The following is a 15,584-nucleotide window of genomic DNA, read 5'->3' on the forward strand; positions in this document are numbered from 1 at the left end:
GCGGATGCCCGTGCGAGCGGGTCAGCGCGACGGATGGCGGACCTTGTCGCCTTCGCGCAGGGTGCGTTCCGATTCAGTGACCAGGATGTAGGAGACCTTCTCGAAGGTCTGGAACACCATCACCGTGCCGACGGACTCTTCGGGCAGTGTCACGACTTCGTTCGGCCGGTCGCTGACCGGGTCGCGGACCTGGCGACCGGCGGTGTAGGCGGTCATTACCTGGCCGTTCTCGATGCCGTCGCGTTCGCCACGGTTGATGATCGCGGCCTGCAGCTGACCAATCTGGCTGATCGCGTCGAACAGCGAGATGATGGTGCCCTCCGTGTCCTCCGGCGGGCGCCCGATCTCGAACAGCATGTCCTGTTCGTCGGCATAGGGGACCAGACGGTCGCCACGGATCGCCTCGCGCTCGCCCTTGCGGATGTTCGCGCGCGCCACGTTGCCGGGTTCGACGATCTCCGCCTCGCCAATCGGCAGGGTCGCGATGCCCAGGTTCTCGCCGGTGTCCGGGTCCACCAGCTCTCCGTCACGACGCACGATGTGATAGAGGTCGTATTGCTGTGTGTCTTCGGCGTTGCGCACGTAGACACGGTCGCCCGGGCCGAAGATCACGCGCTCGTCCTGCGAGGCCAGGATGTAGGGGGCGTTCTCCAGTGTCTCGTCGTCCAGCACCTGCGGGCGGAACATGAACGACTGCAGGGTGGAGATCGGGGTCGCGTCCTCATCGCGATCGACTACGCGAATCTCGGGTGAAAGGCGCTTGGTCGGGCGCACGCGCGGGCCGCCATCCACGGTGATGCGCGGTTCGCCATCCACGTAGTAGATGCTGAGTATGTCGCCCGGATAGATCAGGTGCGGGTTCTCGATCTCGGGGTTCACCAGCCAGATCTCCGGCCAGTACCACGGATCGCGCAGGAACATCGCGGCGATGTCCCACAGGGTGTCGCCCTCGCGGACCACGTAGCGTTCGGGAGCGGATTCGCGGATTTCGGGTTCCGGCTCCGGGGTCTCGGCAGCCCGGGCGGTTTCGCGGGAGGTGTCCTCGCTGCGGGCCGTTTGCGTGGCCTCGGTGTCCTCGGCGGTAGCAGCTCCCTCTTCGGTCTGGGTGGCTGCGCAGGCGCCGAGCAACAGCGTTACACTGAGTAAAATGCCCGGCAGAACGAAGGTCGTGGTCGCCCTGGTCTTGTACATTGCTGTCCCCTGTCAGATCCGCGCGCTCCCCGAGCCTTCCTTTGCTATAGCCCGGCCCCATGCGGATGACGCAATTCCGCGGATAATGCGGTCCAACGTTAGCAGAATTGCGGCATCTGTACAGTACAAAGTTTGAGGTTTTTCATGGCCAAGCGCGAAATACTGCATTTCCCGGATCCCCGCCTGCGCCTGAAGGCGGAGCCGGTCGAGACGGTGGACGACGAGATCCGCACCCTGGTCGACGACATGCTGGAAACGATGTACGACGCGCCGGGCATTGGTCTGGCGGCCACCCAGATCAACGTGCAAAAGCGGGTGCTGGTCGCGGATGTTTCCGATGACCAGAGCGAGCCGCATGTGCTGATCAACCCCGAGATCCTCGAGACCTCCGGCGAGGAGGAGATGGACGAGGGCTGTCTCTCGGTGCCCGGTTTCTACGAGAAGGTACAACGCGCGGATCGTATCCGCGTGCGCGCCCTCGGCCGCGATGGCGAGCCCTTCGAACTCGACATCGACGGCCTTTTGGCCGTGTGCATCCAGCACGAGATCGACCACCTCGACGGCAAGCTGTTCGTGGACTACCTCTCCAGCCTGAAGCGCAACCGCATCCGCAAAAAGCTGGAGAAGCAGGGCGCGCGGACTGGCGCGGGAGACAAGGCCGCGGCGCCCGCCGTCTGATGACGCAAAGCGACAAGGATGTTCCAAGGCCGCGCGTGGTCTACGCCGGCACGCCGGACTTCGCGGTCCCCGCGCTGGAGGCCCTGATCGAGTGCGGCCCGCGGCCCGTGGCCGTGTACACCCAGCCGGATCGCCCGGCGGGGCGTGGGCGTCAGCTGCGTCCGAGCCCGGTCAAGGTCGCCGCCGAGGCGGCCGGTATCCCGGTGCGGCAGCCGGAATCCCTGAAATCGCCCGAGGCCCAGGCCGAACTGGCCACCTGGCGCCCGGATATCCTGATCGTCGCGGCCTACGGGCTGATCCTGCCGCGCGCGGTGCTGGAAATCCCCCGCCGGGGCGGGCTGAACATCCACGCTTCGCTGTTGCCCCGCTGGCGCGGCGCCGCACCGATCCACCGCGCGATCCTTGCCGGCGATTCCGAGACCGGGGTCTGCCTGATGCAGATGGCGCCCGGCCTGGACACGGGGCCGGTGCACGCCTGTCGCTCGACCCCGATCACGGCGACGACGACCACCGGCGAGCTGCACGACACGCTGGCCACACTGGGCGCCGAGCTGCTGCTGGAGTGGCTGCCCGAGATCCTCGCGGGGCGTTCGCAGCCGGAACCCCAGGACGATGCCGACGCGACCTACGCGCACAAGCTGGAGAAGAACGAGGCCTGGCTGGACTTTGCCCGCCCGGCGGTGGAACTGGATCGCCAGGTGCGGGCCTTCAACCCCTGGCCGGTCGCCCAGGCGCGCTGGGGCGAGCAGGTGATCCGCGTGCATGCCGCGCGCCCGCTGCCCGGCCCGGCGGACCCGGAGCCGGGCACCATCCGCGCCGCGGGCCGCGACGGGGTGGAAGTCGGCACGGGGGAGGGCCGGCTGCGTCTGGAGACCGTGCAGCTGCCGGGCAGGCGCCCGGTTGCGGCCGCGGACTGGGCCAACACTACGGCGCTGGCGGGGCAGCGCCTCGCGGGGCGCTAGGCGATGGCAGGCAAGCGCGCCGGACGCATCGTACCCTCGCGGGTGGACTCGCGCTCCCCGCGCCAGCGGGCGCTGGAGGCGGCCGAGGGGGTCGTACTGCAGGGGCATTCCCTGACGCGCGCGGTCGAGCACGCAACCGAGGGGCTGAACGCCCGCGACGCGGCCTGGGTGCAGGCGCTGGCCTACACTACGCTGCGCTGGTATCCGCAGCTGTCGGCGCTGGTGAACGGGTTCCTGGAGCGCCCGCTGCGCAAGAAGGACGCGGTGATCGGTGTGCTGCTGGCCCAGGGGCTGGCCGAGCTGATGCATTTCTCCACCCGCGACCACGCGGCGGTGCGCGAGACCGCGGAGCTGGCGAGGGCCATCCATCGCCCCGGTGCGGTGGGGTTGATCAATGCGGTACTGCGGCGCGCGCAGCGCGAGCAGGATGCGCTGGAGGCAGCGGTCCGGGAAGACCCGGCGCTGCGTTTCGCCGTTCCGGAATGGCTGCTGGAGACGATCCGCGCCTCCTGGCCCGACGACTGGGAGACGTTGCTGGAGGCGGCCACCCGTCCCGCACCCATGACCCTGCGCGTGAACCTGTCTCGCACCTCGCGCGAGGAGGCCCTTCAGGCGCTGGTCGCGGCGGGACACCCGGCACAGGCGCATCCTCAGCTGGAGGCGGCCCTGACCCTTGACGAACCCGCCGACGTCGCCCAGCTGCCCGGTTTTGCCGAGGGCCGGCTCTCGGTGCAGGACGCCTCCGCGCAGTGGGCGGCGGTGCTGCTCGATCCGCAGCCGGGCGAACGCGTGCTGGACGCCTGCGCGGCCCCGGGTGGCAAGACCGGTCATCTGCTGGAACGGGCGGGTGGTGATCTCCAGCTCACTGCGCTGGACAGCGACGCCGAGCGCCTGGTGCAGGTGCGCGAGAACCTCGACCGCCTGGGTTTCGCCGCGCAACTGACCGCGGCCGATGTCGCCGATCCCGATGCCTGGTGGGATGGTCGGCCCTTCGATGCGATCCTGCTCGATGTCCCCTGCTCGGCGACCGGGGTGATCCGGCGTCACCCGGACATCAAGACCCTGCGCCGTGCCGACGACATCCCGCGCCTGGCGGCGGAGCAGGCGCGCATTCTGGAGGCGGCCTGGGGGCTGCTGCGTCCCGGCGGACGCCTGTTGTATGCGACCTGTTCGCTCCTGTCGGAGGAGAACGACGCGGTGGTCGCAGGCTTTCTCGAGCGGATGCCGGATGCCCGAGCGCTGGAGCCCGAGGGTGGTCCACCGATCGCCGGCGCGCACGCACGCTCGGTCGGCTGGGCGCTGCCGCTGGGCCTGGAAGGCGGCGATGGCTTCTACTACGCGTTGTTAACAAAGGATTAGGACATGCGCGCGGGGCGGTCGCCGATCGGATTGCTGCTGGCGTGGTCGCTTGTGCTGGCGCTGGTCCCGGGTGCGGCGCAGGCCCTGGAGATCCGCGACGCCCGGCACATGTGGATGGACGATGACACCCTGCTGGTGCGCCTTGTGCTCGACATGCGACTGCCGCAGGTGCTGGAGGACGCGCTGGCCAACGGGGTCACGCTGGAATTCGAGGCCGAGGCCCGGATCGAACGGGATCGCTGGCTGGGGCGGGAGTCCGTGCAGCACGAGACACGCCGGGTCAAGCTGCAATACTTTGCGCTGAACCGGTATTACCTGGTAACCGACGTGAACGACGACCGGATGGAGCTCAAGCCGACCCTGGGCGATGCCCTGGAGTATGTGGCCCGTCGACTCGGGCGCCTGCCGATGCATGGCGTCCCGGGGGCGGTGCGCGAGCGGCCGGAGGATTACAACATGGCCGCGCGGCTGTTGCTCGTGTATTCGGCGCTGCCCCTGCCGCTGCAGCTGGATGCCGGTCTGCGCGGTGACCTCACCACCCGGCGGGAGTGGCATCGATGGTCACTGGATTAGGGAAACGCTGGTCAATGTACACGCCCGCTGCTTCGTCGCTTTTGCGTGCGAACAAGGCGCGGCGACTGCCGTGCAGTCATTCTGCACAAGGGAGCCGCAACGCCGTTCCCGCGCCCGTTTTTGTCAATAACGGGCGGCCGAGCCCCTTGAGGTTGGCAACCCAGGTTTCCCGATCCCGCGTTGCGCCCCGAATCCATCAAACACGGGCGGATAGAACCACTACCCCCTGCACGACGCGCCTTGTCTCGGAAAACCTGGGTTACCAACGCGAGTGTGTACATTGATCAGCGTTTCCCTAAGACGCTTCCCATGGGGCCTGTTGGGCATGGGCCTGCTGTTCCTGCTGCTGCTGACCTCGCTGGTGGTCATGGGCGGGGCGGCGCAGGACCAGGCCCGCTTCGAGCAGCTGTTCCTGTGGCTGCTGGTATTCCACGCCGCGATCCTGCTGGTACTGGGTGGCCTGATCGTCCACCAGTTCGTCCGCATGGTTGCTCAGTATCGCCAGGGCGTTCCCGGCAGTCGCCTGACGCTGCGGCTGGTAGGGGGGGTCATGCTGGTCGCGGTGCTGCCGGTGTCGGTCGTCTATTACTTCTCCTTCGAGTTCCTGAACGAGGGCGTGGATTCGTGGTTCGACGTGCGCGTGGACTCTGCGCTGGAGGATGCCCTGGAGCTGTCGCGTTCGTCGCTGGATCTGCGTGTGCGCCAACTGGCGACCGAGACGCAGGAGATGATGAGCGAGCTGGAAGGGGTCTCGGAGGGCCTGGTTCCGCTGGCGTTGAATGACTACCGCCGTCAGGTTGGGGCCCAGGAACTGACGCTGGTCGGCTCCAACAACCGCATCATTGCCTCCTCCACCGACAGCCCGATCCGCCGCCTGCCCAGTCCCCCGGGGGCCGATATCCTGATGCGCGTGCGCCCGGAGCAGCCGTATTCGCGCCTGGAACCGCAGACCGACGGCTCGCTGGTCATCCGTGTGGTGGCTACCACCAGCAGTCGAAGGCCGGGGGCGGAGAACCGCATCCTGCAGGGGATCTACCCGGTCGACCCGCGCATGTCGGCCCTGTCGCAACGCGTGGAGGACGCCTTTGCCGGCTACCGCGAGTTCGCCTACCTGCGCGGCCCGATCATCCAGGGCTTTATCTTCACCCTGTCGCTGGCGCTGGCGATCTCGCTGATGGCGGCCCTGTGGGCCGGGCTGCTGGTGGCGCGGCGCATGGTGCGTCCGATCTCCGATCTGGTGCAGGGGACACGGCTGGTGGCCGCTGGCGACTATTCCACCCGGCTCGCGGTGCAGCGGGCGGACGAACTGGGCTTTCTGGTGCAGTCGTTCAACGCCATGACGCGCACGCTGAACGAGGCGCGTGACGAGGCCGAGCGCAACCGCCGCCTGCTGGATGCCGAGCGCGCCTACCTGGAGAGTGTCCTGCAGCACCTGCGCTCCGGCGTGCTCGCGCTGGATGGCAGTCTGCGCCTTCGCACCGCGAACGAGGCCGCCGGCCAGATCCTGGAGTGCGACCTGCAGGGCGCCCGCACGCGTCCGATCTCCGAGCTGGGCGCCGAGTGTCCGCTGGTCGGGCAGTTCTTCGAGGCGATCAACGATGCCCTGGCGCGCCAGGAAGACGAGTGGTCGCGGCAGGTCGTCGTGTTTACCCGTTCCGGGCGCAAGGTGCTGATGACGCGTGCCGTCTGGCTGCCAACCTCGGGCTCCAGTCGCGGCCTGCACGCGATCGTGTTCGATGACATGACCGAGTTTCTGAAGGCGCAGCGCGATGCCGCCTGGGGCGAGGTGGCCCGGCGCCTGGCGCACGAGATCAAGAATCCGCTGACCCCGATCCAGCTCTCGGCCGAGCGCCTGTCGCGCCGGCTGGGCAAGGTCCTGGACGGGGCGGACCGCGATGTCCTGGATCGCGCGACGGGCACGATCATTCAGCAGGTGGAGGCAATGAAGACGCTGGTCAACGCCTTCCGCGACTACGCCCAGGCCCCGCGCCTGGAGCTGGGATCGGTGGACCTGAACCAGCTGATCCAGGATGTCTGCGAGCTGTATGTCGATTCCGACGGCCATTCCCGTGTGCAGACCGACCTCGAGCCGGACCTGCCCGGGATTCGGGGCGACGCCGGACGCCTGCGACAGCTGCTGCACAACCTGATCAAGAACGCGCTGGAGGCCGGCAAAGACCAGGAGGCCTTCGTGGTGCATATTGCCACTGCCTATCTGGACGATCCGACTGGGCCGCATATCGAGCTGCGGGTGACCGACACGGGCCCGGGGATCAAGCCCGAGCTGCTGGAACGCATCTTCGAGCCCTACACCACCGACAAGCCGCGTGGAACCGGTCTCGGTTTGGCGGTCGCGCAGAAGATCGTCGAGGAACATGGCGGCATGATTGAGTGCCATAATGAACCGGCGGGTGAAGGTGGGGCGGTTTTCCGCATTCGCATCCCGGTCGAACATACCCCGCAGGCCCTGGCCCACGAGGAACCGGAATGAGCGAACCGTACGTACTGGTCGTCGACGACGAACCGGATATCCGGATGCTGCTGCAGGATGTCCTCGAGGACGAGGGCTACCAGGTGGCGCTGGCCGGCTCGGTGGCCGAGGCCAAGGCCCAGCGCCGCAGCCGCCGCCCGGATCTGATCCTCCTCGATGTCTGGATGCCGGATGGCGACGGGATCTCCCTGCTCAAGGAGTGGGGCGACGACGAGGGTCTGCCCTGTCCGGTGGTGATGATCTCCGGCCACGGCAACGTGGAGACCGCCGTCGACGCCACGCGGCTGGGTGCCTACGACTTCATTGAAAAACCGCTGTCGATCGACAAGCTGTTGATCACGCTCAACAATGCCCTGGAGGCCGCCCGCCTGCAGCGCGAGAACGTGGGCCTGAAGCGCCATGCCGGCACGGTCGCCGATCCGGTCGGTGGCAGCGCGGTGATGGTGAACCTGCGCGACCAGGTGCAGCGCATGGCGCAACACGACACCTGGGTGCTGATCACGGGCGAGCCGGGGGTGGGCAAGCAGACCTTTGCCCGGTTGCTGCATGCGCGCAGTGCGCGGCGGGATAGCCCGTTCATTGTTGTCTCGGTCGGTTCGCTGTCGGGCGACGAGGCCGTGGCCGAGCTGTTCGGCAGCGAGCAGGGCGATCGCGTGCGCTATGGCTTGCTGGAGCAAGCCGCCGGTGGCGTGCTGTTCCTCGACGAGGTCGCCGAGATGGACATGCAGACACAGGGCCGGCTACTGCACGCCCTGGACACCCAGCGCATTACCCGGATCGGGGGCGATCAGCCGATCAGTGTCAATGTTCGGGTGATCGCCGCCAGCCAGCACGATCTCGGCGAGGCGGTGGAGCAGGGCCGGTTTCGCGAGGATCTGTATTACCGGCTGAACGTCCTGCCGCTGGCGATCCCGCCGCTGCGCGAGCACGCGGAGGACATCCCGGAGTTGCTGGATTACCATATGCGCCATCTGCATCAGCAGGAAGGCCTGCCGATGCGGCTGTTCCAGCGCCCGGCGCTGGAGCGGCTGCAGCAGTATCAGTGGCCCGGCAACGTGCGCGAGCTGCGTAACCTGGTGCAGCGACTGATGATCCTCGGCTCCGGTGACGAGATCACCCGCGACGAGGTCGAGCGCACCCTGACCGGCCAGCCGCAGCGCGGTGAGGAGTTCGAGGATGGGGCACTGGCGATCCCCGACCTGCCGCTGCGCGAGGCGCGCGAGCAGTTCGAGCGCGAGTATCTGATCCAGCAACTGGAGCGCTCGGAAGGCAACATGACACGGCTGGCCGAGCGGGTGGGGCTGGAGCGCACCCACCTCTATCGCAAGTTCAAGGCACTGGGCATCGATCCAAAACGGGTGAAGGCCGACGGCTGAGAGGCCAGCCTTCGTTTCCCAGGCACGATGCCCTGACATCTCCGGGACGGGAGACGCATGAAGCACATCATCATCCTCGGCGCCGGGCAGGTGGGCCAGTCACTGGCCGAGGCCCTGAGCGCCGACGGCATCGACATCACCATCGTCGACGCCCGCGCCGAGCGCCTGGCCGAGCTGGAGGATCAGTTCGACATCAAGACGGTGAACGGCTTCGCCTCGCACCCCAGCGTGCTGGAGGCCGCCGGGGCGCAGGATGCCTCGATGGTCATCGCGGTGACCGACTCCGACGAGGTGAACATGATCGCCTGTCAGGTCGCCTCGACCCTGTTCAATGTCGAAACCAAGATCGCCCGCGTGCGCTCGCGGGACTACCACGAGACCCCGGAGCTGTTCGCCCAGGACGCGATGCCGGTGGACATGCTGATCTCGCCGGAGGCGATCGTCACCCGCCACATCCACCGCCTGATCGAGCATCCGGGCTCGCTGCAGGTACTGGAGTTCGCCGAGGGGCTGGTCTCGCTGGTCGGTGTGCGCGCCTACTACGGGGGGCCGCTGGTCGGGCACGAGCTGAAGAATCTGCAAAGCGACATGCCGGGCATCCACACGCGGGTGGCGGCGATCTTTCGCAAGAACCGCTCCATCCAGCCGGATGGCGACACCGTAATCGAGGCCGACGACGAGGTCTTCTTCGTCGCGGCGAAGAAGAACATCCGTGCGGTCACCTCGGAGCTGCGCAAGCTGGAAAAGCCGTACAAGCGCATCATGATCGCCGGTGGCGGCAATATCGGCGAGCGCCTGGCGGAGACGCTCAGCAAGCGCTATCGGGTCAAGGTGATCGAGCGCGACCCGGACCGCGCCGACCACCTGGCGCGCTCGCTGCCCAGCAATGTGCTGGTCCTGCATGGCGACAGTGCGGACGATCGCTTCCTCGAATCGATCGGCATCGAGAACAACGACGTCTTCTGTGCGGTGACCAATGACGACCAGGCGAACATCTTTGCCGGCATGCTGGCCAAGCGCTGGGGCGTGCGCAAGGTGATGTCGCTGATCAATCGCCCGAGCTATGTGGATCTGCTGCAAAGCGGCACCATCGACGTCGCGATCTCGCCGCAGCAGGCGACGATCAGCGCACTGCTGGCGCGCGTACGCGAGGGTGGCACGGCCACCGTACACACCCTGCGTCGCGGCGCCGCCGAGGCCATCGAGACGGTGGTGAACGGCGATGCCCGCACCTCGCAGGTGGTGGGGCGGCAGATCGAGGAGATCGACTTCCCCGAGGGCACAAGCGTGGGCGCGGTGGTGCGCGGCGAGGACGTGATCATCCCGCACCACGACACGGTGATCGAGGCGGGTGATCACGTGATCCTGTTCCTGACCGACCGGCGCAAGGTCAAGCAGGTGCAGCGCCTGTTCCAGCCCTCCGCCCTGTTCTTCTAGGGCTCCCTGGCCGATGCTGCATCTCGCATCCACCGCCCGCTTGCTCGGGGTTCTGCTGACCCTGTTCAGCCTGACCATGCTGCCCCCCGCGGCGATCGGGTTTCTCTACGGCGAAGCCACTGCCTGGGTGTTTCTCCAGGCCTTCGCGCTGCTGTTGCTAATTGGCGGGATCCTCTGGGGCTCGCTGTACAAGGCGCGCTGTGATCTGCAGGTACGCGACGGCTTTATCCTTGTCGTGCTGTTCTGGCTGGGGCTGGGGATTGCCGGGGCGGCGCCACTGGTGCTGGACCCCAACCTGCCAGTCTCGTTTACCGACGCCGTCTTCGAATCCATGTCCGGGCTCACCACGACGGGCGCGACGGTGCTCACCGGACTGGATGATCTGCCGCGCGCGATTCTCTGGTATCGCCAGCAGCTCCAATGGCTGGGCGGCATGGGCATCATCGTGCTGGCGGTCGCGATCCTGCCGCTGCTGGGTGTGGGCGGCATGCAGCTGTTCAAGGCGGAAACCCCGGGCCCGATCCGTGACAACAAGCTGACCCCGCGCATCGCGGAGACCGCGCGCAATCTCTGGTACATCTATCTGGGTCTGACCGTGGCCTGTGCATTGGCCTACTGGGCCGCCGGGATGGAGGCCTTCGATGCGGTTGCTCACTCCTTTACCACGGTGGCCATCGGCGGTTTCTCGACCTACGATGCCAGTATTGGCCACTTCAATTCGGTGGCGATCGAGACGGTCGCGATCGCGTTCATGATCCTTGGCGGGATGAACTTCGCGCTGCACTTTCTGGTGCTTCATCGCGCAACCTGGAAGCCCTATCAGCGGGACGAGGAGTTGCGTACCTACCTGCTGCTGCTCGGTTCCGCTGCCGTAATTGTGGTCAGCTACATGCTGTGGAGTGGTTTCACCGACCAGGCGGGTGACGCCCTGCGCCGCGGGGTGTTCCATGTCGTTTCCATTGCGACCACCACGGGTTATGCCACCGATGCCTTCTATCTGTGGCCGGGGTTCCTGCCGGTCCTGCTGATTTTCCTGTCCTTTATCGGTGGCTGCACCGGGTCCACCGGTGGCGGGATGAAGGTGGTGCGCGTACTGCTGCTGGTCAAGCAGGGGCTGCGCGAGATCAAGCGCCTGATTCATCCGCATGCGCGCATTGCGGTCAAGGTGAACGGTAAAGAGGCGCCGGACCGGGTGGTTCAGGCGGTCTGGGGCTTTCTCGCCGCCTACGTGATGGTGTTCGTGGTGATGATGCTGGCGCTGATGGCCTCCGGGCTCGATCAGGTGACCTCGTTTTCCGCGGTCGCGGCGACGTTGAACAATCTGGGCCCGGGGCTGGGCGAGGTCGGGCCCAACTTTCAGTCGATCAACGACTTCAGCAAGTGGGTGCTGGTGCTGGCGATGCTGATGGGGCGTCTGGAAATCTTTACCGTGCTGGTGCTTCTGTCGCCGGCCTTCTGGCGGCGTTAGCCTGCAGTCACTGAATGGCACGTGGCGATGGAGGTGCCCCATGAGTGACATGATCGAACGCTTCCAGAACATGCTGGATGGCGGACAGGACTCCGCGATGCTGCGCTTTTCGCTGGGCAACGCCCTGGCGACCGACGGCCAGAAAGAGGCCGCGATCCCGCACCTGGAACGCGCGCTGGAACTGGATGGCGGCTATTCCGCCGCCTGGAAGCTGCTGGCCAAGACCCTCGTAGACCTGGAGCGGCCGCAGGCCGCGCTGTCCACCTGCGAACGCGGCATTGCCATCGCCACCGACAAGGGCGACCTGCAGGCGGCGAAGGAGATGGAGGTCTATGCGAAGCGCGCACGCAAGCAGCTCGATGCGGGCGAGGGTGCATGAGCGAACAGGCCGGGGAGACCCGCTCGCGCCATGAGGCAGGTGCCTATCGGGCCCCGCTGACCGCCCGTCATTTCGCCCCGCGCTACTGGGGCAGCTGGCTGCTGCTGGGCGTGGCCTGGGTGCTGCAGGAGATGCCGCGCCCGGCCGTGCATGCGCTGGCCCGGGGGCTCGGGCGGCTGATCCGCAGGGGCGCCGGGCGCAGCCGCGCGGTGGTGGAGCGCAACCTCGAACTGTGTTTCCCCGAGATGACCCCGGCCGAGCGCGAGAAGCGCATGGAGGCCTACTACCGCTACCAGGCGCAGACGGTGCTGGACTACGGCCTGCTCTGGTTCGGCAAGCCCGGCCAGCACGCCGCGCGCATCCGCATCGAGGGGCTGGAGCACTACGAGCGCCTGCAGGCGGCCGGTACGCCGGTGATCGTCCTCGCCCCGCACTCGCTGGCGCTGGACTACGGCGGCGTGCGCATGAGCCAGATGTACGACGGCGTCTCGTTCGCCAAGCCGATGAAGAATCCCGTGCTGGAGTGGATCAACCATCGCAGCCGTACACGCTACTCGGGTGATATCTTCGCCCGCGAGCAGGGCCTGCGCCCGGCCATTCGCCAGCTCCGCCGCGGCCGTTTCTTCTACTACCTGCCGGACGAGGATCTGGGGGCCGAGGGGGCGGTGTTCGTCGACTTCTTCGGTGTCCCCAAGGCGACGCTCACCGCGCTGGGCCGTCTGGCGCGCATGTCGAAGGCGGCCGTGCTGCCCAGCTTCGCCTGGTACGACAGCGCCCGCGACCAGTACGTGATGCGCCTGTGGCCTCCGCTGGACGACTTCCCCAGCGACGACGAGTCGGCGGACGCACGCGCCATGAACACGGCCATCGAGCGCGGCATCGAACAGGCCCCGGCCCAGTACCTGTGGTCCATGCGCCTGTTCCGCACCCGCCCCGAGGGCGAACCCCCGCTCTACCCCAGCCGCAAGCGCTGATCTCCGCTTCCCGCGATGCCCGAGGGCGATACCATCCACAAGCTGGCCCGGGTGCTTGGTCCGGCGTTGGCTGGTGCCCCCCTGGAGTCGGTGGCGACGCGCGCGCGGCGCGGTGCGGTACTGGTGGAGCATGGGGCGATGACCGTGCGTAGGGTGAGCGCTCGTGGCAAGCATCTGCTGATCGCGCTGGAGGATGCCGCGGGCCGGGCCTGGCGCCTCCGCACGCATTTGGGGATGTACGGGACCTGGCACCAGTACGCGCCCGGGGCCGTCTGGCACAAGCCGCAGCATCAGGCCTGGGCCGTGCTGCGGCTGGCGGATCGAGTGCTGGTCTGTTTCCATCCGCGCGAACTCGCCTGGCAGTTATTGTCGGAGGGGCGAGCCGATCCGGAGCGACTGGACGCGCGGGTAGGGCCGGATCTTCTGGATGCGACTGTGGAGCTGGATGAGGTCGTCCAACGCATCCGCACGAACTGTGATCCCGCGCGGCCGATCCTGGATGTACTGCTCGATCAGTCGCTGGCGGCGGGCATTGGCAACATCTACAAGTCGGAGGTGCTGTTCCTGCAAGGCCGGTACCCGCTGACGCCGGTCGGCGCGATCACGGATCGCGACTTGCTGGATATCTACTGCGATTCCGCACGTCTGTTGCGACGCAACCTGAAGCCAGGGCCGCGCATTACGCGCGCGCGGGCCGAGACGGACGAGTACCTGCATGTGTACGGGCGTGGGGGCCAGGCCTGCCGGACGTGCGGGACGCCAGTGGAACGGGCGTTACTGGGCGAGCACCTGCGCGCCACCTACTGGTGCCCCTCCTGCCAGCCGGGGAACCTCGACAGGCCCCGCGACCACCAATAACCAGGTTTCAGCGGAGGAGCGCAACATGACAGCGCATGCATGGACCCCGGGTCGCCTGCTGGCGGCGCCCCTGTTTGGCGGCCTGCTGGTGGCCTGCGGGGGCTCGGCCGGGATCGCGGCCGAGGAGTTCTCCGCCGCGGATGGCGAGTTGCGGGGCGAGGTGGTGCAGCAGGGACTGAACCACCCCTGGGCGATCGCCTTCCTGCCGGATGGCGGTGCCCTGATCAGTGAACGCCCGGGGCAGTTGCGCCACTTCCCGGATGTGTCGAACTTCGAGGGGCGTGGCGATCTGGTGTCCGGCCTGCCGGACGATCTGGTTGCGCAGAACCAGGGCGGGCTACTGGATCTCGCTCTGCACCCCGAGTTCGAAGACAACGGCTGGCTGTACTTCACCTACTCCGCCCAGGCCGATGGTGGCCAGACCACACGGCTCGCCCGAGGTCAGTTTGCCGACGGCACGCTCGACGATGTCGAGATCCTGTTCTCCGCCGAGCCGGCCGTGCGTGGCGGGCGTCACTTTGGCTCGCGCATCGTGTTTGACGCGGACCATTACGTGTATATCAGTATCGGCGATCGCGGGGATCGCGATCATTCGCAGGACACGTCTACCCACATCGGCAGTATCGTTCGGTTGCACGATGACGGCTCGGTCCCGGACGACAACCCGCTGGCGGACGACGATGAGGCCCGGCCGGAACTGTGGGCCTGGGGACTCCGGAACTCGCAGGGGATGGTGATCGATCCCGAGACCGGTACGTTCTGGCAGAACGAGCACGGCCCGCGTGGCGGTGACGAGGTCAACATCATCGAACGCGGCCTGAACTACGGCTGGCCGGTGATCAGTCAGGGCCGCGAATATTCTGGCGGGCTGGTCGGCGAGGGTCTTACCGAGAAGGAGGGGATGGAGTCGCCGCTGCATCACTGGACGCCAGCCATTGCTCCATCCGGCATGGCGATCCTGCGCGATCCGGCCTTTGCCGATTGGGATGGCGATCTGCTGGTGGGCGGTCTGCGAGGCCAGACTCTGCGCAAGCTGACCTTCGAAGATCGCGAGCTGGTGGAAGAGGTGGATCTGCTACCCGATCTCGGTCGCCGCATCCGCGATGTGCGCGTGCACGACGGTGCGATCTGGGTGCTCACCGATCACAACCCGGGCGAGCTGATCCGGCTCACCCCGACCGACTGAAGGAACGCGTAATGTTTGCAATGTCCGAGCCGCGCCTGCCCGCGCCCGAGGAGGCCTTGCCAGGGCGCGATGACCCCCTGCCGGTCCCGCCCCGTCACATGGTGCTGGGTACGCCGCTTGCGCCCCCGTACCCGGATGGCCTGCAGGTGCTGCATGTGGGCATGGGCTGTTTCTGGGGTGCGGAGCGCCTGTTCTGGCAGACCGACGGCGTGTACTCGACCAGCGTGGGCTATGGTGGCGGCTACACGCCGAACCCGACCTACCGCGAAGTCTGTTCGGGTCAGACGGGGCACACCGAACTGGTGCGGGTGGTGTTCGATCCGGTGCGGGTCTCGCTGGATCGGCTGCTGCGCGTGTTCTGGGAGAGCCACGACCCGACGCAGGGGATGCGCCAGGGCAACGACGTAGGTACGCAGTACCGCTCCGCGATCTACGTGGACTCGGCCGAGCAGCAGGCGGCCGCCGAGGTCAGCCGCGAGCGCTATCAGGCCGCGCTGGACGCGGCAGGGCGTGGCCCCATCACTACGGAGATCCAGCCGCTGGATGCCTGGTACTTCGCCGAGGACTACCACCAGCAGTACCTGGCCAAGGTGCCCAACGGCTACTGCGGCCTGGGTGGGCTGGGCGTGTCCTACCCCTCGGGCTGAGGGAT

At 67.3% G+C, this 15,584-nt stretch carries 14 protein-coding genes; 13 read left to right on the forward strand and 1 reads right to left on the reverse strand.

The genetic code is table 11. From position 1 onward, the window contains the following. Positions 1-21 precede the first annotated feature (21 nt). A complete protein-coding gene (locus F813_RS0100885; RefSeq protein ID WP_017925212.1) occupies positions 22-1,191 on the reverse strand; it encodes a LysM peptidoglycan-binding domain-containing protein in 1,170 nt (389 codons plus the stop codon). Positions 1,192-1,335: 144 nt separating this feature from the next. On the opposite strand from F813_RS0100885, the gene def reads away from it, so the two are divergent. The 13 genes from def (at position 1,336) to msrA (ending at position 15,579) form a co-directional block, all read left to right on the forward strand. After that, positions 1,336-1,869: a peptide deformylase gene (gene def, locus F813_RS0100890; RefSeq protein WP_012983635.1), complete on the forward strand. Its 534-nt coding sequence runs from the start codon at positions 1,336-1,338 to the stop codon at positions 1,867-1,869. Beyond that, the gene (fmt, locus tag F813_RS0100895; protein ID WP_012983634.1) at positions 1,869-2,831 is read left to right on the forward strand and encodes a methionyl-tRNA formyltransferase; all 963 of its coding nucleotides are present in this window, start codon (positions 1,869-1,871) and stop codon (positions 2,829-2,831) included. Before def ends, fmt begins: the two co-directional genes overlap by 1 nt. Positions 2,832-2,834: 3 nt before the next feature. After that, complete coding sequence (gene rsmB, locus F813_RS0100900; protein ID WP_012983633.1) at positions 2,835-4,190, forward strand: 16S rRNA (cytosine(967)-C(5))-methyltransferase RsmB; 1,356 nt, start codon at positions 2,835-2,837, stop codon at positions 4,188-4,190. 3 nt (positions 4,191-4,193) lie between these two features. Then, positions 4,194-4,763: a DUF4390 domain-containing protein gene (locus F813_RS0100905; RefSeq protein ID WP_012983632.1), complete on the forward strand. Its 570-nt coding sequence runs from the start codon at positions 4,194-4,196 to the stop codon at positions 4,761-4,763. A 280-nt stretch (positions 4,764-5,043) separates the two neighbouring features. Beyond that, a complete protein-coding gene (locus F813_RS0100910; protein ID WP_038059917.1) occupies positions 5,044-7,254 on the forward strand; it encodes an ATP-binding protein in 2,211 nt (736 codons plus the stop codon). Further along, entirely contained in the window at positions 7,251-8,630 is a 1,380-nt protein-coding gene (locus F813_RS0100915; protein ID WP_012983630.1) for a sigma-54 dependent transcriptional regulator, read from the forward strand. The genes F813_RS0100910 and F813_RS0100915 overlap by 4 nt, the downstream gene beginning before the upstream one ends. Before the next feature lie 57 nt (positions 8,631-8,687). After that, on the forward strand, positions 8,688-10,067 hold the full coding sequence (trkA, locus tag F813_RS0100920) for a Trk system potassium transporter TrkA (protein WP_017925215.1): 1,380 nt from the start codon (positions 8,688-8,690) through the stop codon (positions 10,065-10,067). 13 nt (positions 10,068-10,080) lie between these two features. Beyond that, complete coding sequence (locus F813_RS0100925; RefSeq protein ID WP_017925216.1) at positions 10,081-11,535, forward strand: TrkH family potassium uptake protein; 1,455 nt, start codon at positions 10,081-10,083, stop codon at positions 11,533-11,535. Between the two features lie 40 nt (positions 11,536-11,575). Then, positions 11,576-11,914 (forward strand): tetratricopeptide repeat protein, encoded by a 339-nt coding sequence (locus F813_RS0100930; protein ID WP_017925217.1) that lies wholly within the window; start codon positions 11,576-11,578, stop codon positions 11,912-11,914. Continuing rightward, positions 11,911-12,888: a lysophospholipid acyltransferase family protein gene (locus tag F813_RS0100935; protein WP_017925218.1), complete on the forward strand. Its 978-nt coding sequence runs from the start codon at positions 11,911-11,913 to the stop codon at positions 12,886-12,888. Before F813_RS0100930 ends, F813_RS0100935 begins: the two co-directional genes overlap by 4 nt. A gap of 15 nt (positions 12,889-12,903) precedes the next feature. Next, complete coding sequence (locus F813_RS0100940) at positions 12,904-13,746, forward strand: DNA-formamidopyrimidine glycosylase family protein (RefSeq protein ID WP_017925219.1); 843 nt, start codon at positions 12,904-12,906, stop codon at positions 13,744-13,746. Between the two features lie 25 nt (positions 13,747-13,771). Then, positions 13,772-14,932 carry a PQQ-dependent sugar dehydrogenase gene (locus F813_RS0100945; protein ID WP_017925220.1) on the forward strand — a complete coding sequence of 387 codons (1,161 nt, stop codon included), beginning with the start codon at positions 13,772-13,774 and terminating at the stop codon, positions 14,930-14,932. Between the two features lie 11 nt (positions 14,933-14,943). Then, the gene (gene msrA, locus F813_RS0100950) at positions 14,944-15,579 is read left to right on the forward strand and encodes a peptide-methionine (S)-S-oxide reductase MsrA (RefSeq protein ID WP_017925221.1); all 636 of its coding nucleotides are present in this window, start codon (positions 14,944-14,946) and stop codon (positions 15,577-15,579) included. Positions 15,580-15,584 lie beyond the last annotated feature (5 nt).

This window comes from Thioalkalivibrio sp. HL-Eb18, from assembly GCF_000364985.1.
Classification (GTDB): Bacteria; Pseudomonadota; Gammaproteobacteria; order Ectothiorhodospirales; family Ectothiorhodospiraceae; genus Thioalkalivibrio.